This window comes from Sphingomonas sp. 28-62-11 (assembly GCF_002278865.1).
In the GTDB taxonomy this organism is placed as follows: Bacteria; Pseudomonadota; Alphaproteobacteria; order Sphingomonadales; family Sphingomonadaceae; genus Sphingomonas.
The window spans coordinates 16,576-38,874 of record NZ_NCGB01000027.1 but is presented as its reverse complement, the minus strand read 5'-3'; the positions used below and the strand labels follow the sequence as shown (position 1 = coordinate 38,874).

General features: G+C 62.7%; 19 protein-coding genes and 1 tRNA gene. 13 read left to right on the top strand and 7 right to left on the bottom strand.

The window, feature by feature from the left end:
- Positions 1-43: 43 nt before the first annotated feature.
- Together rpsR and rplI are read left to right on the top strand one after the other, a co-directional pair.
- On the top strand, positions 44-268 hold the full coding sequence (gene rpsR, locus B7Y49_RS10555; RefSeq protein ID WP_010543816.1) for a 30S ribosomal protein S18: 225 nt from the start codon (positions 44-46) through the stop codon (positions 266-268).
- A gap of 12 nt (positions 269-280) precedes the next feature.
- The gene (gene rplI, locus B7Y49_RS10550; RefSeq protein ID WP_374127552.1) at positions 281-883 is read left to right on the top strand and encodes a 50S ribosomal protein L9; all 603 of its coding nucleotides are present in this window, start codon (positions 281-283) and stop codon (positions 881-883) included.
- Positions 884-1,153: 270 nt separating this feature from the next.
- On the opposite strand, the gene B7Y49_RS10545 is transcribed toward rplI, so the two are convergent.
- Both B7Y49_RS10545 and mutL read right to left on the bottom strand, forming a co-directional pair.
- Complete coding sequence (locus B7Y49_RS10545; RefSeq protein WP_374127551.1) at positions 1,154-2,632, bottom strand: CehA/McbA family metallohydrolase; 1,479 nt, start codon at positions 2,630-2,632, stop codon at positions 1,154-1,156.
- Positions 2,629-4,443, bottom strand: coding sequence for a DNA mismatch repair endonuclease MutL (mutL, locus tag B7Y49_RS10540; RefSeq protein ID WP_374127550.1), 1,815 nt, complete (start codon positions 4,441-4,443; stop codon positions 2,629-2,631). Before mutL ends, B7Y49_RS10545 begins: the two co-directional genes overlap by 4 nt.
- Positions 4,444-4,618: 175 nt before the next feature.
- On the opposite strand from mutL, the gene B7Y49_RS10535 reads away from it, so the two are divergent.
- From B7Y49_RS10535 to B7Y49_RS10495, 9 genes are all read left to right on the top strand, one after another.
- Positions 4,619-5,662 (top strand): rod shape-determining protein, encoded by a 1,044-nt coding sequence (locus B7Y49_RS10535; RefSeq protein WP_374127549.1) that lies wholly within the window; start codon positions 4,619-4,621, stop codon positions 5,660-5,662.
- A gap of 15 nt (positions 5,663-5,677) precedes the next feature.
- Positions 5,678-6,607 (top strand): rod shape-determining protein MreC, encoded by a 930-nt coding sequence (gene mreC, locus B7Y49_RS10530; RefSeq protein WP_374127548.1) that lies wholly within the window; start codon positions 5,678-5,680, stop codon positions 6,605-6,607.
- Entirely contained in the window at positions 6,604-7,116 is a 513-nt protein-coding gene (locus B7Y49_RS10525) for a rod shape-determining protein MreD (protein ID WP_374127547.1), read from the top strand. Before mreC ends, B7Y49_RS10525 begins: the two co-directional genes overlap by 4 nt.
- Complete coding sequence (gene mrdA / locus B7Y49_RS10520; protein ID WP_374127546.1) at positions 7,113-9,206, top strand: penicillin-binding protein 2; 2,094 nt, start codon at positions 7,113-7,115, stop codon at positions 9,204-9,206. The genes B7Y49_RS10525 and mrdA overlap by 4 nt, the downstream gene beginning before the upstream one ends.
- The gene (rodA, locus tag B7Y49_RS10515; RefSeq protein ID WP_374127545.1) at positions 9,203-10,321 is read left to right on the top strand and encodes an FtsW/RodA/SpoVE family cell cycle protein; all 1,119 of its coding nucleotides are present in this window, start codon (positions 9,203-9,205) and stop codon (positions 10,319-10,321) included. Before mrdA ends, rodA begins: the two co-directional genes overlap by 4 nt.
- Positions 10,322-10,423: 102 nt before the next feature.
- Positions 10,424-10,499, top strand: a tRNA-Lys gene (locus tag B7Y49_RS10510).
- Positions 10,500-10,878: 379 nt separating this feature from the next.
- On the top strand, positions 10,879-11,874 hold the full coding sequence (locus B7Y49_RS10505) for a cytochrome-c peroxidase (RefSeq protein ID WP_374127544.1): 996 nt from the start codon (positions 10,879-10,881) through the stop codon (positions 11,872-11,874).
- A gap of 27 nt (positions 11,875-11,901) precedes the next feature.
- Positions 11,902-13,053, top strand: coding sequence for a hypothetical protein (locus B7Y49_RS10500; protein ID WP_374127543.1), 1,152 nt, complete (start codon positions 11,902-11,904; stop codon positions 13,051-13,053).
- Positions 13,050-13,508 carry a MarR family winged helix-turn-helix transcriptional regulator gene (locus B7Y49_RS10495; protein ID WP_374127542.1) on the top strand — a complete coding sequence of 153 codons (459 nt, stop codon included), beginning with the start codon at positions 13,050-13,052 and terminating at the stop codon, positions 13,506-13,508. The genes B7Y49_RS10500 and B7Y49_RS10495 overlap by 4 nt, the downstream gene beginning before the upstream one ends.
- A gap of 156 nt (positions 13,509-13,664) precedes the next feature.
- Here the strand turns inward: B7Y49_RS10495 and leuD are convergent, their stop codons facing one another.
- From leuD to leuB, 3 genes are read right to left on the bottom strand one after another with little or no spacing between them, the layout of a single operon-like run.
- The gene (gene leuD, locus B7Y49_RS10490) at positions 13,665-14,258 is read right to left on the bottom strand and encodes a 3-isopropylmalate dehydratase small subunit (protein WP_374127541.1); all 594 of its coding nucleotides are present in this window, start codon (positions 14,256-14,258) and stop codon (positions 13,665-13,667) included.
- Positions 14,255-15,688, bottom strand: a complete 1,434-nt coding sequence (gene leuC, locus B7Y49_RS10485; RefSeq protein WP_374127540.1) for a 3-isopropylmalate dehydratase large subunit — start codon at positions 15,686-15,688, stop codon at positions 14,255-14,257. The genes leuD and leuC overlap by 4 nt, the downstream gene beginning before the upstream one ends.
- Positions 15,685-16,779: a 3-isopropylmalate dehydrogenase gene (leuB, locus tag B7Y49_RS10480; RefSeq protein WP_374127539.1), complete on the bottom strand. Its 1,095-nt coding sequence runs from the start codon at positions 16,777-16,779 to the stop codon at positions 15,685-15,687. Before leuB ends, leuC begins: the two co-directional genes overlap by 4 nt.
- 137 nt (positions 16,780-16,916) lie before the next feature.
- Between leuB and B7Y49_RS10475 the strand changes: the two genes are divergently transcribed.
- Positions 16,917-18,599 (top strand): dihydroxy-acid dehydratase, encoded by a 1,683-nt coding sequence (locus B7Y49_RS10475; protein WP_374127538.1) that lies wholly within the window; start codon positions 16,917-16,919, stop codon positions 18,597-18,599.
- Between the two features lie 12 nt (positions 18,600-18,611).
- On the opposite strand, the gene B7Y49_RS10470 is transcribed toward B7Y49_RS10475, so the two are convergent.
- Positions 18,612-19,559, bottom strand: a complete 948-nt coding sequence (locus B7Y49_RS10470) for a DUF808 domain-containing protein (RefSeq protein WP_374127537.1) — start codon at positions 19,557-19,559, stop codon at positions 18,612-18,614.
- Positions 19,560-19,717: 158 nt separating this feature from the next.
- On the opposite strand from B7Y49_RS10470, the gene B7Y49_RS10465 reads away from it, so the two are divergent.
- Positions 19,718-20,065, top strand: coding sequence for a hypothetical protein (locus tag B7Y49_RS10465; protein WP_374127536.1), 348 nt, complete (start codon positions 19,718-19,720; stop codon positions 20,063-20,065).
- A 7-nt stretch (positions 20,066-20,072) separates the two neighbouring features.
- Here B7Y49_RS10465 and B7Y49_RS10460 read toward each other — a convergent pair whose 3' ends face one another.
- Complete coding sequence (locus B7Y49_RS10460; RefSeq protein WP_374127535.1) at positions 20,073-22,280, bottom strand: transferrin receptor-like dimerization domain-containing protein; 2,208 nt, start codon at positions 22,278-22,280, stop codon at positions 20,073-20,075.
- Positions 22,281-22,299: the final 19 nt, after the last annotated feature.

Below are 22,299 nucleotides of genomic sequence, written 5' to 3'. Positions count from 1 at the left end.
GCCCCCGTCGTGACTTTGACGGCGAATAAGGAGCATATAGACAATGGCACGCCCATTTTTCCGCCGCCGCAAGAGCTGCCCCTTCTCCGCGAAGGACGCGCCCCGGATCGACTATAAGGACGTACGCTTGCTGCAGGGCTTCGTGTCCGAACGCGGCAAGATCGTCCCGTCGCGCATCACTTCGGTGAGCGCGAAGAAGCAGCGCGAACTCGCCCAGGCGATCAAGCGCGCCCGTCATCTGGGCCTGCTGCCCTATATCGTTAAGTAAGGAGCGGCTGACATGGAAGTCATTCTGCTGGAACGCGTCGAAAAACTCGGCGCCATCGGCGATGTCGTGAAGGTAAAGGACGGGTTTGCCCGTAACTTCCTTCTCCCCAACAAAAAAGCGCTGCGTTCGAACGCTGCCAACCGCAAGGTTTTCGAAACCAACCGTGAGCGGATTGTGGCAGAAAACGCCGCGCGTCGTGCGGTTGCGCAGGAAGAAGCCAAGGCCGTTGACGGCGTGACGGTCACGATGATCCGCCAGTCGTCGAATACCGGCCAGCTCTACGGCTCAGTCGCGGTACGCGATCTGGTCGAGGCGCTCGATGCCGAAGGTCACAAGGTTCCGAAGAACGCGATCGTGCTGAACAAGCCGATCAAGGCGATCGGCATCTATGACGTGAAGGTCTCGCTCCACGCCGAAGTGTCGGTGATGATCAAGGTCAACATCGCCCGCTCGCCGGAAGAAGCCGAAATGCAGGCCAAGGGCGTCAACGTGATGGAGGCGATGTTCGAGAAGGACGAAGCCGGCTTCACCGAGGATTATGATCCGAACGCAGAGCCCGGCGAAATCGCCAGTGAAGCGCTAGCGGCCGAAGCCGACGATACCGTCGAAGGCTGATCCGCAACATTGTTTGAAAAAAGGCCGTCCGGTGCGAACCGGGCGGCCTTTTTCATTCGGGCATCGATCGCGCGCGGTGCCCCGTCAAAAGTGATGAAAGTGATGACCTGAGTGGAAAAACCGTCCACCCCATGAAGTGCGAGTAGACCGTTTCACTGGCGCAGAAATCATGCGCTACTTACTTGTCCAAGAGCGGACCGAACGACCTCCCAGCAATTACACCATTAGAAGGTGCGCGATTGAGCGGGTGCAAGTGGGATCGTCCGCGCTCTAGTCGGCAGCAACAATCACTGCATTGCTCAACAGGTGGATCGCACCGCCGGGTGCGCGGACGATCGCCCGCACAACGAGCGGCCGTTCGCGGCGATCAACCAGCAGCTCGACGTCTTGGTCGGCATCAACATTGGCCGATGCGATCAGCGTGTCGTCACCAAGTAGCTCTATCCGTGACCCCGGCGATGCCTTGACCGTCATTCGCGCCGTGATGCGCACGTTCGGCGCAGCGATCAGGCGTCCCCCCATGACCGCTTCGCTACCGCCTCCCGCAACGCGCAAATCGAGCATAGAACCCGGTCTGCCTTCCATGTCGACAAACACCCTCCCCGACCTGATCCCGGCCAAAATCGCCGCCTGGTTCAAGCCTTCCGCCCGCACGACGGTAGTCGGTCGCCCGATACTGCCCAGCTCGTTGGGCGCCTGAAGCGCATCATGATTATCGCTACCGCCAACCGCCGTTACCGGTTTCGCCCCCGCCAATATCTGCCGCCACAAACGGGCGCCCGAAAGCGGGCCGTCAGGTCCGCCCGGCAGGCGAGCCGCGCCGCCATTTACCACTTCGACGGCATCGACCCGGTCGAGATCGGCGTCGGGCATCGTCCAGCCACAGCCCATACAGGCCTCACCCGATGGCAAGCCGGGGTGGTTGATCGACACCAGGCCGCCAAGCGCATGCACCCGGTCCGCAATGGAATTGAACGTCACGGGCCCGCCCGGCGTGATCCGGTAATCGATCGGTTCGGTCACGCCGAAAATGTTGAAATGGCCGTAAAAGCTGGTGATTTCGCGACCGGGGATCAGCAATAGCCGGTCGAACAAGGGCGCTGCCTCGCGGAGTGCTGCGTGCGCGCTCGTGGTATTGTGTTCGGTAACCGCCAAGAAATCGAGCCCGCGCGCTGCGGCCGCTTCCAGCGTCTTGAACAAGGGGCATGGCACGCGCTTGCCGCTCTGGCTCGCACACGCGCCGTCGCTATGCGCGGTGTGGAGGTGCAGGTCGCCGCGATACCAGCCCCCCCCGCGATCGATAACGGATGATGGCAGCACCTCGCCCGCTTTCAGAAACCATAACTTCGCCTGCCAGCGTGCAGTGATGCCGGCGCGAATATTGGGCACCGCCAGCACCAGATGCCAGCGCCCGGCATTGATCCGCCCCGGCAGATAGGACGGCGTCGCATCGCTTTCACTGATCGTAAAATCAGCTTTGTTCCCGCCGCTCGCGCCGCGAAAACCATGCATATCGTCGATGCCGAGATCGATGACGGTCTTTGCTTCACGCTGATCATAGTCGAACGCGACGACCAGCCGCTCAGTGGCCCGCGGCACGGTGAAGGCGAAACGGCGATAGGTTTGGAAATCGGCGCGCGTAATCGTGCCGGTGAGAAGCTTGTCGGGCACGCGCTCGGGGATCTGGGATGCCGCTGATGCGGAATAGAAAACTGCCAGCAACAGGATCAGCAGCCGGATCACGCTCATTTCCGCCCGAACAGCTTCTCGATGTCACCATGCGCGAGCTTCACCCAGGTCGGGCGGCCATGGTTGCACTGGCCCGAATGCGGGGTGACCTCCATTTCGCGGAGCAACGCGTTCATTTCGGCGACCGACAGCACCCGCCCTGCCCGCACCGAGCCGTGGCACGCCATCGTCGCCGCGACATGATCGAGCCGTTCCTTGAGGCTCAGCGCCTCATCATAGGCCGCCAGTTCATCGGCAAGGTCTCTCACTAGGCCAACCACGTCGCCCTGACCCAGCATCGCGGGCACGCTGCGAACCAGCATTGCGCGCGGACCGAAACGTTCAAGATCGAGCCCGAATTCGGCCAGTTCCCCGATCCGCGCATCAAGCCGGTCGCACGCGGTTTCCTCAAGCTCGAAGACTTCGGGGATCAATAGCGCCTGCGATGAAATGCCGCCGCCCGACAGGCCCCGCCGCATCCGTTCCAGCACCAGTCTTTCGTGCGCGGCATGCTGATCGACGATTACGAGCCCGTCCTCCGCTTCGGCCACGATATAGGTTTTCGCGACCTGCCCGCGAGCCACGCCGAGTGGGAACGTGATCATATCGGGCGGCGGGGTGTACGCCGGTTCGGCGCGGCCTTGTGGCGGCGGAGTGAAGAAGGTGCGGCGGGCGTCGGCGACCCCCCTTCCAGCCGTCATCCCAACGAAAGGAGGTATCTCGCCGGGGTTGGTGCCCGGCGGCGCGAGGCCCCAGTTTTCGCTGGGGTGACGATTTGAGGGGGACGATTGGTGGAACTCGCTTGTCCACATCGTCAGCGCCGCATCGTCGGGTCGCTGCATGCTCCGGTGACCGGCCTCGCCCAGCGCGCGTTTGAGCCCGCTGACGATCAGCCCGCGCACCATCGCAGGATCGCGGAACCGGACCTCGGTTTTGGCGGGGTGAACGTTCACATCGACCATGTCGCTCGGCACGTCGAGAAACAGCGCGACCACGGCGTGGCGGTCCCGCGCAAGCACATCGGCATAGGCACCGCGTACCGCCCCCGTCAGCAGGCGATCCTTCACCGGGCGGCCATTGACGAACAGATATTGATGATCGGCAATGCCCCGGTTGAAGGTCGGCAATCCCGCGACCCCGCCGAGCACGATCCCCTCACGCTCGAGATCGACTGCGACGCTGTTATCGATCAACGCGCGATCGGTGAGCGCCGCCACCCGCGCGGGTCGATCTGCCGCAGTGGCGACGTTCAGCGCCTGACGGCCATCATGCTCAACCGTAAACGCAATATCGGGGCGCGCCATCGCGAGCCGTCGGATCACATCCATGCACGCCGCATATTCGGCACGCGGACTGCGCAGGAACTTGCGGCGCGCGGGCACACGATCAAACAAGCCCTCCACGCGCACCCGTGTACCGGGGGGTAGCCCAGCCGGGCCTTCGCTAACCAATAGGCCATTGTCGACCACGCGCTGCCACCCCTCGCTGCCGCGCACCCGGCTCTCCAGCGTCATCCGCGCGACGCTCGCGATCGAGGGTAGCGCCTCGCCGCGAAAGCCCAGGGTTGTCACGGCGTCGATCATTTCGTCGGGCAATTTGGAGGTAGCGTGGCGTTCGAGCGCGAGCGCCATATCGGCAGGCGCCATACCGACGCCGTTGTCGATCACTTCGACCAGATCGACACCGCCCCCCGCCAGCTTGATCGCGATCCGCTGCGCCCCCGCATCGATTGCGTTTTCAACGAGTTCCTTCAACGCGCTGGCAGGGCGTTCTACTACTTCACCGGCAGCGATGCGATTGACGAGATGTTCAGGCAAGCGACGTATTGACATGACGGGCGCTGTAGCCCAATCGGCGGCATTCCGCGACCCGCATCGACAACCAACCTGAGCGTGGATTTATCCTAGCTTTGCCAGATGGCTTAAACCCATTTGAGCGGTTTCAGATGCGGAGCGGGGGTGCGAAACGCTGGCGCCGGGGCGGGTGCGGCCATTGACGGGAATGTAGATGATTTTCTCGCGATTCTTTAATCTTATGTCGCACGACATGGCGATCGATCTGGGCACCGCCAATACCGTCGTTTATCTGCGTGGACGTGGTATCGTCCTTAACGAACCCTCGGTCGTCGCGGTCGAGACGATCAACGGCGTGAAGCGCGTCAAGGCAGTGGGCGATGACGCCAAGTTGATGATGGGCAAGACGCCGGACAGCATCCAGGCCATCCGCCCGCTCCGCGACGGCGTGATCGCCGATATCGATGTCGCCGAACAGATGATCAGCCACTTCATCCGTAAGGTACATGGCGGCAAGCGCCCCTTTATGCGCTGGCCGCAAATCGTGATCTGCGTCCCGTCGGGTTCGACCAGCGTTGAGCGTCGCGCAATCCGCGATGCCGCGCAGAATGCCGGGGCGAGCCAGGTGTTCCTGATCGAAGAACCCATGGCAGCCGCCATCGGTGCAGACATGCCCGTGACCGAGCCGATCGGTTCGATGGTGGTCGACATCGGCGGCGGCACCACCGAAGTTGCGGTGCTCTCGCTGCGCGGACTGGCCTACACCACGTCTGTTCGCGTCGGTGGCGACAAGATGGACGAAGCAATCGTCTCCTATGTTCGCCGCAACCATAACCTGCTGATCGGCGAAGCCACCGCCGAGCGGATTAAGCAGGAAGTTGGCGTTGCCAAGGCACCGCCAGACGGCATCGGCCAGACGATCCACATCAAGGGCCGCGATCTGGTGAACGGCGTGCCGAAGGAAATCACGATCAACCAGGGCCAGATCGCCGAGGCACTCAGCGAACCCGTCGGCACGATCGTTGAGGGCGTGCGAATCGCGCTTGAAAACACCGCGCCCGAACTGGCCGCAGACATTGTCGATCAGGGCATCGTGCTGACCGGCGGCGGCGCGCTGCTGAAGGGCATTGATGAGGTGCTGCGCGACGAGACGGGTCTGCCGGTGACAATCGCCGATGATCCGCTGACCTGCGTTGCCATTGGTACGGGCCGTGCGCTGGAAGACCCCGTCTTCCGCGGCGTCCTGCTCACGGCGTAGGCGAAGCAGGGGGACATGGCGTCGCCTCGCAATCGGCGCCCGGGATTTTCACGGCGCGCGCAATACGGTTTCTTCCTGGGCTATGTCTTCGCGGTGGCGGGTTCGCTCGTCGCCGCCGCGTTGCTGGCGCTGTCGACTTTTGATCCGTCGACTTTTGCAGCGCTCCGTCTGGCGCTCGCCGAGGTGACGACCCCGATTTCGACGGGCGTTGGCGTCATTGGTCGCGGGTTCATCTCGATCCCGGGGGCAATCGGTGATCATTTCGCGCTGCAACAGCGTAACGCCGCGCTGCGCAAGCAGATCGAGGACTCGAATGCGCTGCTGATGCGCGCGCGCGCGCTTTCCTATGATAATCGCCGTTTGCGTAAGCTCCTGCAGCTGCGCGACCGGACTAACGATCCCGTCACGACCGCGCGGCTTGTCAGCTCGACTGCATCGAGCACCCGCCGCTTTGCCGTCCTCAATGCCGGTTTCCGCCAGGGCGTCGCGACAGGACAGCCAGTGCGTGGCCCCGAAGGCCTGGTCGGCCGCATCCTTGAGGCCGGACCCAATACCGCACGCGTATTGCTGCTGAGCGATCCCGAAAGCATCGTCCCCGTCCGCCGCACGCGCGATGGCTTGCCTGCCATCGCCATGGGGCGCGGCGATGGCTGGATTGAGGTTCGCTCGGTCGCCTTGCTCAATGCCACCTTCCTGCCGGGCGACGTACTGATTACCTCAGGAACAGGCGGCATTTATCCGCCGAACATCCCCGTCGCACGCATCATCCGGCGTTCGACCGATACGGCACTGGCGCGATCCTTTGCGCAGCCGGACACGCTCGATTTTGCCCTCGTCCAGCGCGCTTTCATGCCAATGCCACGAACCGAAGGCATGGCACCCGAAGCGTCGGCCCCACAACCGACCATCACGCCACCGGCAAAGGTGCAGGAAAAACGACCGTGAGCGATCCGATTATCGGCCCGTTCGATCCCAAAGCCATCGGTGATCGCAGCTGGGTGTTGCCGGCGATATCGATCATGGCCGGATCCTCGCTCACCTTGCTGCCGGTTATCTTCACTTTTCCCATTCTGCCGCCGTTCGGGCTGATCATGCTGTTCGGCTGGCGGATGACCCGACCAGAGGCGCTGCCCGTCTGGTCACCCCTGTTGCTTGGCCTGTTCGATGATCTGGTCAGCGGCCAACCCTTTGGCAGCGCGATGCTGCTCTGGACGGTCAGCTTCCTGGTCATCGATCTGCTCGATCAGCGGCTGGTGTGGCATGATTTCTGGCAGGACTGGCTTTTGGCGGCAGGCGGGATCGCCACCTGCCTGATTTTGGGTCGACTGATAGCGTCCCCGATCGGGGCGCATGTCGATACAGTCCTGTTGCTCCAGACCATTGTCTCGATCATGTTGTTTCCCGTGATAACCAGGCTGATCGCCTGGCTTGACCGCAAACGGATCCCTGCATGAACCGACCGACGCGCATCGTCACTGAAGCGAACCAGTCCTACAGTTTCTCGCGGCGCGCCGTGGCGCTGGGGGGGCTTCAGGGCGGCGTTGGTCTGTTGCTGGCCGCGCGCATGGGTTGGCTGTCGATCGCCGAGAACGAACATTATCAGATGATGGCGGAAAGCAACCGCGTCAACATGACGCTGATGCCGCCGCGCCGGGGCTGGATCGTCGACCGCCACGGCGTGCCCATCGCCAATAACCGCACCGATTTCCGCGTCGACATCATCCCCGATCGCTTGCAGGACAAGGACCGCGTGCTCGCTTTGCTCCAGGAAATCTTGGGGTTGAAGCCCGAGGACGTCGAACGCATAAAGATCGATCTGAAGCGTGCAGCGGGCTTCCAGCCGGTACAGGTGGCTGAAAATCTGGATTGGGAGCGTTTCGCGGCGATCGGCGTCCGACTGCCCGAACTGCCCGGCGTTGCGCCGACCCGGGGCTTTTCCCGCAATTACCCGGGCGGTGCTGCCGTTGCCCATCTGACCGGTTATGTCGGCGCCGCCACCGCCGAGCAATATCGCAAGACGCGCGATCCCTTGCTGGTGACGCCGGGCTTCAAGCTGGGCAAGGATGGCCTCGAAAAGTCGCTCGAAGGCGAATTGCGCGGCGTGCCCGGCGCCAAACGGATCGAAGTAACGGCGCGGGGCAAGCTGGTGCGCGAACTGGCGACGCGCCCCGACCAGCCCGGCCAGACCGGGCGCCTGACCATCGATATCGGCTTGCAGGAATATGCGGCGCGCCGGTTGGGCACCAATTCGGGTTCCGCCGTCGTCATCGATTGTAAAACGGGCGAGATGCTCGCGATGGTTTCGATGCCGGCCTATGATCCCAACAGTTTTTCCGACGGGATCAGCCATCTCGAATGGGAAATGCTGTCAAAGGACGATCACGTCCCCTTGATGAACAAGGTGCTGCAGGGACTTTATCCGCCGGGGTCGACCGTCAAGCCGATGAACGCATTGGCGCTAATGGCGGCAGGTGTGAATCCCGAGGAGCGGATCGGCTGTTCGGGCGCAATGCGCGTTGGCAACGGCATCTTCCACTGCCACAAGCGCGGCGGGCACGGCGCAGTCAACATGAAAACCGCCGTGATGCAGAGCTGCGACATCTATTTCTACGAAATGGTCCGGCGGCTTGGTTATGACAAGATCGCGCCCATCGCCCGGCTGGTTGGCTTGGGCGAACGGTTCGACCTCCCCTTTCCGTCGCAACGTTATGGCACCATGCCCGATCCGGCGTGGAAAATGGCAAAGTACAAGGAAGACTGGACGGTTGCCGACTCGCTGAACGCGTCGATCGGCCAGGGCTATGTCCTCGCCAATCCGCTGCAGCTGGCCGTGATGGCATCGCGCCTTGCGTCGGGACGGCAGTTGAAGCCGAGCATCCTGGCCAGCCAGGTCGAGCGCAACGCGCCGGCACTCGACATCGACCCGGCCCATCTGGCGCATGTGCGCGATGCGATGTTTGGCGTCGTCAACGAAGGCGGCACCGGTGGCGCTGCGCGAATGCTCGTGCCCGGCGTATCACTCGCCGCGAAAACGGGTACCGCACAGGTCCGCCGGATCACACGGGGTGAGCGCGCTTCAGGCGTGCTCGGCAACGGCCAGCTCCCGTTCAAGCTGCGCGATCACGCCCTGTTCGTGTGCTTCGCCCCTGCCGATAATCCGCGGTATGCAGCCGGCATCGTGCTGGAGCATAACGGCCACACCGTCCGCAACCTTGATACGCCGCTGATCGGGCGGGATATCATGACCTATCTGTTCGATCGTGATCGCGCGATGGCCTCGCTGGCCGAAGTCGAACCGACCTGGGGCGGTGACATCAAGACGCGAATGGCCGCCACAGCCGAACAATTCCGCCTCGCCAACGCCGGCAAGCCAACCGCAGTCGCCGCTGCCGCAGCCGCAACCGAAATCAACGCCACCGCCGCGACCGAGGCACCTGCCGTTACTGCTGCGGCTGCGGCCAGCAACACGACGGCGGCAATCGTCGGCAACACTAGCCAGGGCGGGATCGCCGGTGAAGGATCGACGGAGTCACCTGACGAATGAGCACGCGCTATGATTTCGTCCCCGAACCGCTGGCCCAGCTTCCCTGGCGGATCATTCTGCTCGTGCTGGCGATCGGCTCGTTCGGGCTGATCATCCTCTATTCGGCAGCGGGCGGTTCGCTTCGCCCCTGGGCGTTGCCGCAAGGCATTCGGCTGTTCGCTTTTCTCGCCATGGCGGTGCTGCTGTCGCGCGTGCGCGAGAATATATGGGGGTCAATTGCCCTGCCCGCTTATGGCGTGCTCGTGGTGATGCTGTTGCTGGTCGAACTGATCGGTGCGGTGCGCGGTGGCGGGCAGCGGTGGCTCGATGTCGGCATCGGCATTCGCATTCAACCGTCGGAACTGATGAAGCCGTGCATCGTGATTGCCGCCGCCAAATTCTATGATCTGCTTCCCCCCAACGAAACCCGGCGGTTCGGGGCGATCTGGCCGGCCGCCGCGCTGATCGGGGTGCCGGCGCTGCTCGTGATGCTGCAGCCCGATCTCGGCACCGCGCTCATGATCGTCGGCGGCGGCGTGACGGTGATGTTCCTGGCGGGCGTGCCGCTACGCCTGTTCATTGGCGGCGCGCTTGGGTTGGCAGCGGCCGTACCGCTTGCCGTCAATTTCCTGCTGCACGATTATCAGCGCAACCGGATCCTCGTGTTCCTCAACCCCGAAAGCGATCCGCTGGGTACGGGCTATCACATCAGCCAATCGAAAATTGCGATCGGATCGGGCGGAATCTTCGGCAAGGGTTATCTGAACGGCACGCAAAGCCACCTCGATTACCTGCCCGAGGGCCATACCGACTTCATCTTCGCAACCATGGCCGAAGAATGGGGGCTGATCGGCGGCTTGTTGCTCATTCTGGCGTTCTTCCTGGTGATCAATTGGGGGATCAGCGTCGCGATGCGCGCGCAAAGCCGCTTCGCCCGACTGGCGGCCGCAGGGCTTGCCAGCACGATTTTCTTCTATGTCGCCATCAACCTGCTGATGGTGATGGGCCTTGCCCCCGTCGTGGGCATTCCGCTACCGCTCGTCAGCTGGGGTGGATCAGCGCAGATGACGATCATGATTTGCCTTGGCATTCTGATGTCAATCGATCGCCAGAACCGGCAAGTCGTGCGGTGGTGAATTTCGCACAATAATGGCGTTTGCATTCGGCGAAAGCCGGTGCTAACCGCCCTCTTCCGATCGCGAGCGCGCCCACCACAGCGCACCCTGTTCGCCCGGCATGGACGCATAGCTCAGTTGGTAGAGCAGCTGACTCTTAATCAGCGGGTCCTTGGTTCGAGCCCAAGTGCGTCCACCATAATTTCAATGACTTTGATGTGAAGGCGCCACGATAATCTGGCATGAGCCGGACGGCGTTTCATGCCTTCGCTCGGTTGGGCGGGACTATCCGCGATTCCTACGCCGCGTTCGAGCATTTCAGCGGACCACCCCGGCGATGGCGCACCGATAGCGTTCGCTTCCACGTCACGTTCGTCGCTGCTTGATAGACATGGTTCGATGTCATACTTGTTAGTATGACATCGAACTAGTAGGACGCAGTACGTGAAAACCGAAATCAGAGGGTTTCTATCCGGATTTATCGTCGCAGCATTGTATTTGGCGGTTGTCGAAGGATTACTGCCGGTCGATTCTGCCGCTTCTCGAGCCAGCTGGCCATCCGCGCAGGAGGCCACACAATGACGATCCGTGTAATGCAATGGCTGCTCCCGTTAGCGGCGCTGATGGTGGTTAGCGGCTGCGCTTATCGCCATGAGGGGCTCGACCGGGGCTTGGATTTTGCCCAGCGCCGCTTTTCGGCAATGCCCGCGATGTCAGTGCCCCGCGATAATCCGCCCTCCCCCGAAACCATCGCACTGGGCCGCGACTTGTTCACCGACAAGCGACTGTCGGTGGACGGGACTCAGTCATGCGGCACATGCCATCAAGCAGAATTTGCCTATGGCGACGGCGTGGCGCGCGCGATGGGCCGCAGCGGTGCGCCGCTGCCAAGACATACTCCCAATCTGATCAATGTCGGCTATGCCAAGGCGCTGTTCTGGGATGGCCGCGCCGCAACGCTTGAAGAACAGGCGCTGGCACCGATCATCAATCCCGAAGAAATGGGCCGCCATCCGGGTTCCGCCATTGACGGGATTCGTGACGACGCCAGCTATAGAGTCCGTTTTGCGCGCGCCTTTCCTCGCGACCCAACGATCAACGAACGCAATGTGCTGCGCGCACTCGCTGCCTATCAACGGACCTTGGTCTCGGGCCAAGCACCGTTCGATCGCTGGATTGCTGGCGACCCAACGGCGATCAGCCCCGCAGCCCAGCGCGGTTTCGCGGTTTTCGCCGGACCGGGAAATTGCGCCTCCTGCCACTCGAACGCGCTACTCAGCGACGGCAAGTTCCACGATATCGGCCTGCCAAGCGCGGATCGCGGGCGAGGCGGCGTCACCGGCAGACGCCGACTGGATTTTCGTTTTCGCACCCCAACGCTGCGAGAAATCGGGCGCTCCGCGCCTTACATGCACGATGGATCGCTGCCGACCTTGGCCGCCGTAGTCGATCACTATTCCGACACTGTCATCGCGCGCGGCGCGACCCGGCCGGTTCATCTGGGGGCACAGGAAAAGCGCGATCTGGTCGCGTTTCTGCAGACTCTCAACACCGACACCGACACTGATCGCTAACCCCGAATTCGCCCCAGGAGGAAGACCATGGAACGACGCGGCTTCATCAAACTCGCCGGTGGCGGGATCGTTCTGGCCGCAGTCGGCAGTGTCGCCACGTTTTCGCTCACGCGGACGCCCGTGGCAGCGCTGGCGCCCTGGGCCGATGCGCGAACCACGCCGATCGGCGATCCCAGGCGATATGCCCTTGCGCACGCCATCCTCGCGCCCAACCCGCACAATCGCCAGCCATGGATTGCTGATATCCGCGTACCCGGCCAGATCACCCTGTTTGTCGATACCAACCGGATGCTGCCGCAGACTGATCCCTTCAATCGGCAGATCACGATCGGGCTTGGGTGCTTCCTCGAGCTGCTGACCATGGCGGCTGCTCAATGCGGATACCGCGTTGACCTGGATCTGTTTCCGGATGGCGAGACATCAGCGCGGTTGACCGGCGGCCGTGTCGCGGTGGCGCGGTTTGTGCGCGATCCGTCAGTTCGGTCTGATCCCTTGTTCCGTCACGTCTATGACCGGCGCTCAAACAAGGACCCGTTCGACACGGCCAAGGCGGTTTCCCCAACCAGCGTAACCCGACTGACCGCCGTCGCCCGCCATGGCAACATGGTTACAGGATCAGTCGATTCTGCCTCGATCACGCGGTTGCGTACGCTGACTGAGCAGGCGCTGCGCGTCGAAGTCGAAACGCCGCGCACCTTCAAGGAAAGCGTTGACCTGTTCCGGATTGGCCGTACCGAGATTGAGCGCCAACCGGACGGCATCGATTTTTCAGGGCCGCTGTTCGAGGGCCTGGCGCTTGCCGGGATGTTCGATCGCAAGACATTGGCGGACCCCAAGTCTTCGGGCTATGCACAAGGCCTGAAAGCCGTTCTCGACAATGCGTCATCGGCTATGGGGCATATCTGGATGGTATCGCGCGACAACAGCCGGAAAGCGCAAATCGCGGCGGGGCGCGATTGGGTCAGGCTCAATCTTGCGGCCACGCGTGATGGCATTGCCTTTCATCCGCTCAGCCAGGCACTGCAAGAATATCCCGAAATGGAATCGCTTTACCGCGACGCGCACCGGCTGCTCGCCCCCCATGGCGGCACGGTGCAAATGCTGAGCCGGATCGGTTTTGGAACAACACCAGCGCCGAGCCCGAGATGGCCATTTCAGGCAAAGCTGTTGGTTGCATGACGACCGAGCAGCAACAGACCACCCGTGAGATCCTGTTCGGTTTTTTCAACGAAATCGGCATCATCAGCCAGCTATCGTCGGCGCTTTTTCAGCGTTTACTCCCCGAAGGCGTTCACGTCGCCCATTTCGCCATTATGAATCACATGGTCCGGTTGGGCGACGATCGAACACCGCAGCAGCTTGCTTCCGCGATGCAGGTGACCAAGGCGACGATGACGCACTCGCTGAAGGTTTTGGAAGCGCGCGCGTTTATCAGCGTCGGGCCAGACCCGGTCGACGGTCGCGGGAAGCGCGTCAAGCTGACGGCAATCGGTCGCCAGTTTCACGCAGACGCCATTGCGCTGCTCGACAAGGGGCTGGCGCCAATCGCGCCAAAACTACTTGCGCTTGCATTACCGCAGGCTACCGCCGAACTCCGCAATGTTCGTCAAATTCTTGACCATTTTCGAGATTGATAACGCGCCCATGGCGCGTTGACCTCAAAGCAACATTGCTGACTTTGGCGGGATCAGATCCATTTTTCTGAACGGAAAACTGCTTTAAATCTCTTCGGCAATGTTCATCGCGCGATAGCGGCAACCGCACACAGCATGATCGGCCGATCGATCGGTTCAGCCGCGCGCGGCCCGGGGCGTAAAGACCAGCCCAGGTGCGGTCGCCTCATAAGCGGCAATGGCGGCATCGCTGGCCAGGGTCAGCGCGATCTCGTCGGTGCCGTGGAGCAGGCAATCACGCCGAAACGCATCAAGCTCAAAGGTGAAGCGATCCTGGAACGGCGTCGTCACCGTCATCGTCGTCAAATCGATCGTGATCGGATCGGTTGCCGCGACCGCCATCAGCCGGTCAATCGCGTCCTGCGGCAGCACCGCAGTGACCATACCGTTCTTAAAGGCATTGCCTGAAAAGATATCCGAAAAGGAAGCCGCGATGACGGCCGTGATCCCGCGGTCCATCAACGCCCAGACGGCGTGCTCACGGCTCGATCCGCAGCCGAAATTGGCGCCCGCGATCAAGATCGTCGCGCCCGCATACGCAGGGTCATCAATGACATTGCCCGGCACCCGCCGCAGCGAGGCCAGCGCATGATCGCCAAGCCCCGCCCGTGTGACCGTCTTCAGATGCTCGGCCGCAATGATCACATCGGTATCGATATTGGCGAGGCCGAGCGGGATCGCTCGCCCCTCGACGCGCTCGACGGGAATCATGCCATCATCTCCCGCACATCGCTCAAATGGCCGTTCACCGCCGCTGCTGCCGCCATCGCCGGCGACAACAAATGCGTGCGTGCGCCCGGCCCCTGCCGCCCCATGAAATTGCGGTTGGAGGTGGAAGCGCAGCGCTCGCCCGGCGGCACCTTGTCTGGGTTCATCCCCAGGCACATCGAACAGCCCGGCTCGCGCCAATCGAACCCGGCATCAATGAAGATGCGGTCGAGCCCCTCTGCCTCGGCCTGGCGCTTCACCAGCCCTGACCCCGGCACGACCAGCGCCTGGCGGATGCGCGGATGGATATGGCGACCCCGCAGCACCTTGGCGGCGGCGCGCAGATCCTCGATCCGACTGTTCGTACAGCTGCCGATGAACACATGCTCGACCGCGATATTGGTCATCAAGGTGCCGGGGGTGAGCCCCATATAATCGAGCGCCTTGATAGCGGCAGCGCGCTTGGCGGGATCGGCAAAGCTCTCGGGATCGGGCACTGAACCGCCGACGCCTACAACATCGTCGGGGCTAGTGCCCCAGGTAACGCTCGGTGCAATGCTGGCGGCATCGATCGCGATACTCTTGTCGAACCGCGCACCATCATCAGTCTTTAACGTCCGCCAGTATTCGACCATCCGGTCCCAGTCCGTTCCCGCCGGCGCCATCGGCCGCCCGGCGAGATAGGCGAAGGTCGTTTCATCCGGCGCGATTAGGCCCGACCGCGCGCCCGCTTCGATCGACATGTTGCACACCGTCAGTCGCCCTTCGATGCTCATCGCCTCAAACGTGCTGCCGCGATATTCGATGACATAACCTGCCCCGCCCGCCGCGCCGATCAGGCCGACAATCGTCAAGATCAGGTCCTTGGGCGTCACGCCTGGGCCGAGCGCGCCATCGACGCGCACTTCCATCGTTTTGGAAGGGGTGAGCTGCAGGGTCTGGGTGGCGAGAACATGCTCGACCTCGCTGGTGCCGATCCCGAAGGCAAGCGCTCCCAACGCACCATGCGCGGCGGTATGACTATCGCCGCAGACGAGCGTCGTTCCCGGCAACGTAAAGCCCTGCTCCGGACCGATGACATGGACGATGCCCTGCTCGGCGGCGGTCGCGGAGAAATAAGGGATGTCGAAATCGGCGACATTGGCCTCAAGTGCGGCCAGCTGCGCCGCACTCGCCGGATCAGCGATCGGCAACCGCTTGCCCGCTGCATCGATCCGCGGCGTGGTCGGCACATTATGATCGGGTACCGCCAGCGTCAGATCGGGGCGGCGCACCCGCCTGCCCGCCAGCCGCAGCCCCTCAAATGCCTGGGGTGAGGTAACCTCGTGGACCAGATGCCGGTCGATATAAATCAGGCAGGTGCCATCTACCCGGCGCTCGACGACATGGGCGTCCCAGATTTTTTCATAGAGCGTCTTGGGGGGAATGCTCACGATTGCGTCGCCAAACGGCGGCGCACCGCCTCTCCAAATTCGCTGCACCGTGCGGTGCCGCCCAGGTCAGCAGTGCGAATGCCATCGAGCAGCGTGTCGCACACCGCCTGTCGAAGCGCTTCGGCTGCAGCCGCTTCTCCCAGCATCTCAAGCATCATCGCCGCGCTTTCCATCATGCCGGCCGGATTTGCGCGGTCTTGCCCAGCAATATCAGGGGCAGACCCGTGGATCGGCTCGTACAGCCCGCCCCCGCTGCTCCCTGTGCTCGCCGAGCCGAGCAGGCCAATCGAGCCCGGGATTACCGAAAGCTCATCGGACAGGATATCGCCGAACAAATTCTCGGTCAGGATCACGTCAAAACGCCGGGGATTCTTGATCAACTCCATCGCGGCGGCATCGACATAAAGATGGTCGAGCGCAACGTCCGGATATCCTGCCGCGACCTCGATCACTACCCGCCGCCACAGCTTCGACGAGGCCAGCACATTAGCCTTGTCGACCGAGGTGACGCGGCCAGACCGTGCCTGCGCCGCCCGGAACGCAACATGGGCGATCCGCTCGATCTCGGCGCGGCTATAGGCGCAAACATCGCTGGCATGGTCGTCCTCCAGCACATGCGCGCCGAAATAGAGCCCGCCGGTCAGCTCACGCACCACCAGAATGTCGATCCCCGCGACCAGTTCAGCCCTCAGCGGCGACAGATGCTCCATCCCGGCGATCATTCGGGCCGGGCGCAGGTTGGCGAACAGTCCCAGCTCCTTGCGTAGCCGCAATAGACCGGCCTCGGGCGTTTGGGCCAGTGCCGCCCATTGCGGCCCGCCGATCGCCCCCATCAGGATCGCATCGGCTGACCGTGCTGCGTCCAATGTTGCGGCGGGCAGCGGATCGCCATGAGCATTGATCGCGGCACCGCCAAACGGGTAATCGGTAAAGCGCAGGCTGAAACCGTGCGCGTCAGAAAGGATCGCGAGACACGCAATCGCCTCCTGCGTCACTTCGGGGCCAATGCCATCGCCCGGCAGTACCGCGATCGTGAATGTTCGGGTTGGCACACCGGCAGGTGCGTCGATGACGGTCACGGTCGTTTCCACCAGATTTCCTATTCGGCCTTATGACATGACGCCCCTAGCAGAGCCGCGCGTCGATGCACCAGCAAACTAATATTGCGCAAGACCATCGTTGATGCGATGGAAAATTTCCTGCCGACCACGCTCTCGAAAGCGCCGTAATGACCGATTCCGTTGCCACTCAGCCTGCCCTCCCCTCGCGCGAACTGCTTGAAGGGGCAGCACGGGCACCTGCCCGCGCGATGCTGCGCGCTGCCGGGATCGATGATGAAGCCATGGCCAAGCCAATGGTAGCGATCGTCAACAGCTGGTCGACGGTAACGCCGTGCAACATGCATTTGCGCGAGCTTGCCGATCATGCCCGCGCCGGCATTATCGCGGCGGGTGGCACCCCGGTCGATTTCAACACGATCGTGGTCACCGATGGCATCTCGATGGGTACGCCGGGGATGCGCGCATCGCTGATGAGCCGTGAATGCATTGCCGATTCGGCTGAGCTGGCAGTGCGTGGACACATGCTTGATGCGGTGCTGTTCCTGGTCGGCTGCGACAAGACGATCCCTGCCGCCGCTATGGCCGCCGCGCGGCTCGATCTGCCCTCGGTCATCTTATACGGCGGTTCGATCATGCCCGGACGCCTGGGTGACAAGGCGCTGACCATTCAAGACGTGTTCGAGGCAGTCGGCGGGCACGGGGCGGGCACGGTGAACGATGCCGAGTTGCTCGCAGTGGAGAAAGCCGCCTGCCCCGGTGCCGGCGCCTGTGGCGGGCAATTCACCGCCAACACGATGGCGCTCGCGATGAGCTTTTTGGGCCTTTCGCCTATTGGGCTGAACGACGTGCCCGCCGTTCATCCTGACAAGGCGGGCGCCGCGAAGGAAGCGGGCCGTGTGCTGATGGATGCGGTGCGCGCCGGTCGCAATGCGCGCAGCCTGATCACACCCGCCAGCCTGAAAAACGCGATTGTCGCAGGCACGGCAACCGCCGGATCGACCAACCTCGTGCTCCACCTGCTCGCCATTGCGCGTGAAGCAGGCATCCCTGAGAGCGACTTTGCGATCGACCTGTTCGACGACATTTCGCGCTCCACCCCGGTGATCGCCGATCTGAAGCCCGGCGGGCGGTTCATGGCGCCTGATATGTCGGCGGCGGGCGGCACCGCACTGCTCGGGCGGCGGCTGATGGAGGCGGGACTGATCACCGATACGCCGACCGTGACCGGGCACAGCCTGTTCGATCATTTCCGCGATGCCCCCGAAACGCCGGGGCAAGAAGTTATTCTGACGGCCGATGCGCCGCTCAAACCGCGCGGTGGCTATGGCATTCTCTATGGCAATATCGCGCCTGAGGGGTGCGTAGTGAAGCTGGCCGGGCATGATCGGATGCGCCATGAGGGCCCGGCAAAGGTGTTCGACGGCGAGGAAGCCACCTTTGCTGCCGTGGCGGCGGGCGAAATCGAACCCGGCGACGTCGTCGTCATCCGGGGCGAAGGGCCGGTCGGCGGCCCGGGGATGCGCGAAATGCTCGGGGTGACCGCCGCGATCCAGGGGCGTGGCCTCGGCGATAGCGTGGCGCTCGTTACCGATGGACGTTTTTCCGGCGCGACCTATGGCTTCATGGTCGGGCATATCTCGCCCGAAATGGCGCGCGGGGGCCCCATCGGGCGGCTGCGGACCGGCGACCGGATCATCATTGATGTCGAAGGCCGAACGATCTCCACTGACGCCGATCTCGACAGCCGACCGGCCGCGCCGCCCATCGCGCGCGACGTAACCGGCGCTTTCGCCAAATATGCGCGGCTGGTGGGTTCGGCATCGCAGGGGGCCGTCACCAGCGGGGCCTGATCAATGCCCTGATCAGTGCGCGGCGGCGGCGCCCTTTTTGTGCGGGATCAGATGAAGCACGCCGACAATCGCGCCGCCGACGATCAAGCCAACAATCGCAGAGCCGATCGCGCCGACGAGCCATTCCAGAACCGGGCCGATGGAAGGAATCGCTTCTGCTGCGGCATGAGCTGAATCGTGCACCAGATGGGGGATCGTCTCGAGGTGGAATACCTCCAGCCCGTGCACGATAATGCCCCCGCCAACCCATAGCATCGCAGCAGTCCCGATTGTCGCCAGCGCGGTGAGCAGGATCGGCATTGCCGTCACCAACCCACGCCCAAAGGCCTGCACGCCATTCGGCTTGCGCCGAGCGAGGTTCAGCCCGATATCGTCCATCTTCACGATCAGCGCGACAGCACCGTAGACCGCCGCCGTTATGGCGATGCCGACCAGCGCAAGCACCAGCGCTTGCTGCACGATTCCCATCGTTGGTAGCTCGGCGAGTGCGATCGCCATGATCTCCGCCGACAGGATCAGATCAGTACGGATCGCCCCACTCACCTGGCGGTCTTCGAGTTCACGCGGATCGGTGATCGTAGTTGCTTCCTCGCCATGATCGACGCCTGAAAGCTTCTCGAGTAGCTTTTCGGCCCCTTCGAAACAGAGATAGGCCCCGCCGATCATCAGGATCGGGGTGATCGCCCAGGGCGCGAAATAGCTGAGCGCCAGCGCGGCGGGCAGCAGAAACAGGATCTTGTTCTTGGCCGATCCCCAGGCGATCTTGGCGATGATCGGCAATTCGCGGTCAGGTGTGAGTCCCACCACATAGCCGGGGGTGACGGCAGTATCGTCGATCACGACTCCTGCGGCCTTCGCCCCCGCCTTGCCCGCAGCTGCAGCGACATCATCCACCGATGCTGCCGCCACTTTCGCGATCGCGGCGATATCATCCAGCAACGCGACCAAACCACCCGGCATTCCATTCCCCCCGTTAAGGCGCCAGCGCGCGCTCCAGTCTTAGCGTGATCCCAAACGCAAACAAAAGCCTCAACTTGCTTTTTCCGAAGGGTTCTGATGCCTGGCGGGTTAAGCCTTGGACCGCAAAGACAATGGTTGAATCGATAAGGGAGTATCCAATGCGTGTGATGCTGATGATTGCCGCCACTGCTGCGCTGAGTGGCGCCGCCACGGCCCAGAACGCCATGGCACCAGTGCCATCCACCCCCATTGTCACCCAGGCACCCACACCGCCCCTGGTCACCCGCCCAGGGCTTGCCGCGAACCGTGGCGCGATGATGCAGGCATGCCAGGCCGATTTCAAATCGCTTTGCCCCGGCATGACGCCAGGGGACGGCAAACTGGGCCCCTGTATTCGCGCCAATCAGTCCAAGCTTTCACCGGTATGCGCTTCCGCCATGCAGGCACGCCTGGGCAACGGACGAATGATGCCGCCACCGCCGCCTTCGGTTGCTCCAGCGCCCTAACGGCCTTTTACTGGATCAGCGCCCGAGCCGCATCGAGGCGCGTTGCATAGGCATCGATCACAGCACCCGTGCGTCGCGCATATTCCATGGCATCGGCAAAGCGCCGTTCCTCGATCGCTTCGCGCACACCCGGCAACGTCTTGGTGCCATATCCCGTGAAGCGTCCGGGCGCGTAGATCAGGTTGCGAAACCAGGGCCGACCGGGCAGCCCGCGATCATCGATCAGCAGCTGATCGATCGTGGCGAGCAGCGCGTTCAGCTTCTGGCGCGTCACTGGCGTGAGGCTCGCGCCTTTGGTGGCAAAGGTAGCATCAAACGCGCTGGCACTCGCCTTGAGCCGATCGATCGCTGTATCCAGCGCGCCGAAATCGATCACTGGCGTCATTTGAACCAGGGGCGGCGGCGCCACCGGATCGAGCGGATCGCTCGCAAGGCCGAACGCGCCAGCCTCGATCAGCTTCACACGCTTTTCATCGCTCTCCCGTCGATCGGCGGCGAGCTTCTTCACCTCGGCTAGATAACCGGCCACCGTCGTCGCGAAATCGCCAAAGCGTTGTGGCGGTGTGTCGGCATCGGCCATGCGCAGCACGAGCCGACCGACGGTTTTTGACAACACCGTGCCATAGACCAGGCCGGGATCATCAAAGGTCGTCATGTGATGATAGCTATCATAAATCGAATGATAGACACCGTCGCCCTGATCTTCCCCGCCATAGCCGATATTAAGCGCCGGCAGGCCAATATGCTGAAGGAAAGCGGAGTAATCCGAACCTGATCCTAGCGCCCCCATCTGAAGATCACCGCCCGCTTCGGCACTCGCGAGCAAATCGGGCGGGAAAGACTGGCCGCCAAAGGCATCGGCACGAATGCCCTTCAACAGGCGTTCGAGCACCGGTCGGCCGGTCTGCGGATCGATAACGTCGCGGCCAACATCGCTTACCAGATGCTGGAAATCATGGCTGCCCTGCGCGCTCAGGAAACCGCGGCCATTGCTGTCAGTGTTGATATAAATCAGCGCCTTGGCTTTAAGCTCGGCGGCATGCGTTTCAACCCATTCGGTGGATCCAAGCAGCCCCGGCTCTTCGCCGTCCCAGCTGGCATAAACAATCGTGCGATCAGGCCGCCAGCCGGTCTTGAGCAAGCCGCCAAGCGCCTTGGCTTCGGACAGCATCGCGACGCTGCCCGATAACGGATCCTGTGCGCCGAACACCCAGCCATCATGGTGATTGCCGCGCACGATCCACTGATCGGGGTATTTTGCGCCTTTCAGGGTGGCAATCACATTGTAGATGGGCTTCAACGTCCAGGCTGATTTGACCAGCAAGTGCACCTTCACCGCTTCGGTGCCGCCCAGATGATAGGTGAAGGGCAGCGCCCCCCTGAAGCTTGCCGGTGCCTTGCGACCACCAAGCTGGCTGAGCAACTTGGTCGCGTCGCCATAGGAAATCGGTAGCGTCGGGATCTTCATGATCGTGGTCGCGGTTTCCCGCGTCAGCCGCTTGGCACCTTTCGTGGCGCCGATATCGGGCGTCAACGGATCACCCGGCGCCACGACGAGATCGACCACCGATCCGCGCTGCACGCCGGTGGGTGGCCGTGTGCCCCCCTTGGGATAGGGATCGCCGATCGCATAGCCATCCTGGGCCGGGTCCGAATAAATCAGGCAGCCGATCGCGCCCTGTTCCTGTGCCAGCTTGGGCTTCAGGCCGCGCCACCCGCCGCCATAGCGCGCGATCACGATCTTGCCCTTGACGCTAATGCCGCGCCGCGCGAGCGCCTCATAATCTGCCGGCAGGCCGAAATTCACATAGACCAGCTCAGCGGTAACATCACCATCGCCCTGATAGGCGACATAGGGAACCAGCGCATTGGCGATCGCGGCCGACGAGGGGTCTTCGGCTATTGTCGGTTCCTGCCCGCCCAGCGGCATTACCTCGGGAGCCCCCTCATGCGGGGTGATGATCTCAATCAGCGAGGTAAGCGGTGTCGGGTACAACACCTGAAATGTCTCGATCTTGGCGTCCCAACCCCAGGCCTTAAACAGCGCGAGCGTTGCCTCGGCGTTGGCCTTATTGTGCGGAGAGCCGACATGATTGGGCTCGGCCGCCATGCGCTTCAGCCATTCGAGCTGGTCCTTCGCGCTGACTTGCGTATCAAATGCAGCTTCAAGCGCCGCTCCTTTACGAGGGCCAGCCGCTGGTGATGCTGTCGCCATTAATGCGATCGGTGCGGCC

Excerpts from the sequence above, each read along its gene's own strand:
- rpsR (WP_010543816.1), top strand. The coding sequence starts at position 44 with ATGGCACGCCCATTTTTCCGCCGCCGCAAGAGCTGCCCCTTCTCCGCG.
- rplI (WP_374127552.1), top strand. The coding sequence starts at position 281 with ATGGAAGTCATTCTGCTGGAACGCGTCGAAAAACTCGGCGCCATCGGC.
- B7Y49_RS10545 (WP_374127551.1), bottom strand. The coding sequence starts at position 2,632 with ATGAGCGTGATCCGGCTGCTGATCCTGTTGCTGGCAGTTTTCTATTCC.
- mutL (WP_374127550.1), bottom strand. The coding sequence starts at position 4,443 with ATGTCAATACGTCGCTTGCCTGAACATCTCGTCAATCGCATCGCTGCC.
- B7Y49_RS10535 (WP_374127549.1), top strand. The coding sequence starts at position 4,619 with ATGATTTTCTCGCGATTCTTTAATCTTATGTCGCACGACATGGCGATC.
- mreC (WP_374127548.1), top strand. The coding sequence starts at position 5,678 with ATGGCGTCGCCTCGCAATCGGCGCCCGGGATTTTCACGGCGCGCGCAA.
- mrdA (WP_374127546.1), top strand. The coding sequence starts at position 7,113 with ATGAACCGACCGACGCGCATCGTCACTGAAGCGAACCAGTCCTACAGT.
- rodA (WP_374127545.1), top strand. The coding sequence starts at position 9,203 with ATGAGCACGCGCTATGATTTCGTCCCCGAACCGCTGGCCCAGCTTCCC.
- B7Y49_RS10505 (WP_374127544.1), top strand. The coding sequence starts at position 10,879 with ATGACGATCCGTGTAATGCAATGGCTGCTCCCGTTAGCGGCGCTGATG.
- B7Y49_RS10500 (WP_374127543.1), top strand. The coding sequence starts at position 11,902 with ATGGAACGACGCGGCTTCATCAAACTCGCCGGTGGCGGGATCGTTCTG.
- B7Y49_RS10495 (WP_374127542.1), top strand. The coding sequence starts at position 13,050 with ATGACGACCGAGCAGCAACAGACCACCCGTGAGATCCTGTTCGGTTTT.
- leuD (WP_374127541.1), bottom strand. The coding sequence starts at position 14,258 with ATGATTCCCGTCGAGCGCGTCGAGGGGCGAGCGATCCCGCTCGGCCTC.
- B7Y49_RS10475 (WP_374127538.1), top strand. The coding sequence starts at position 16,917 with ATGACCGATTCCGTTGCCACTCAGCCTGCCCTCCCCTCGCGCGAACTG.
- B7Y49_RS10470 (WP_374127537.1), bottom strand. The coding sequence starts at position 19,559 with ATGCCGGGTGGTTTGGTCGCGTTGCTGGATGATATCGCCGCGATCGCG.
- B7Y49_RS10465 (WP_374127536.1), top strand. The coding sequence starts at position 19,718 with ATGCGTGTGATGCTGATGATTGCCGCCACTGCTGCGCTGAGTGGCGCC.
- B7Y49_RS10460 (WP_374127535.1), bottom strand. The coding sequence starts at position 22,280 with ATGGCGACAGCATCACCAGCGGCTGGCCCTCGTAAAGGAGCGGCGCTT.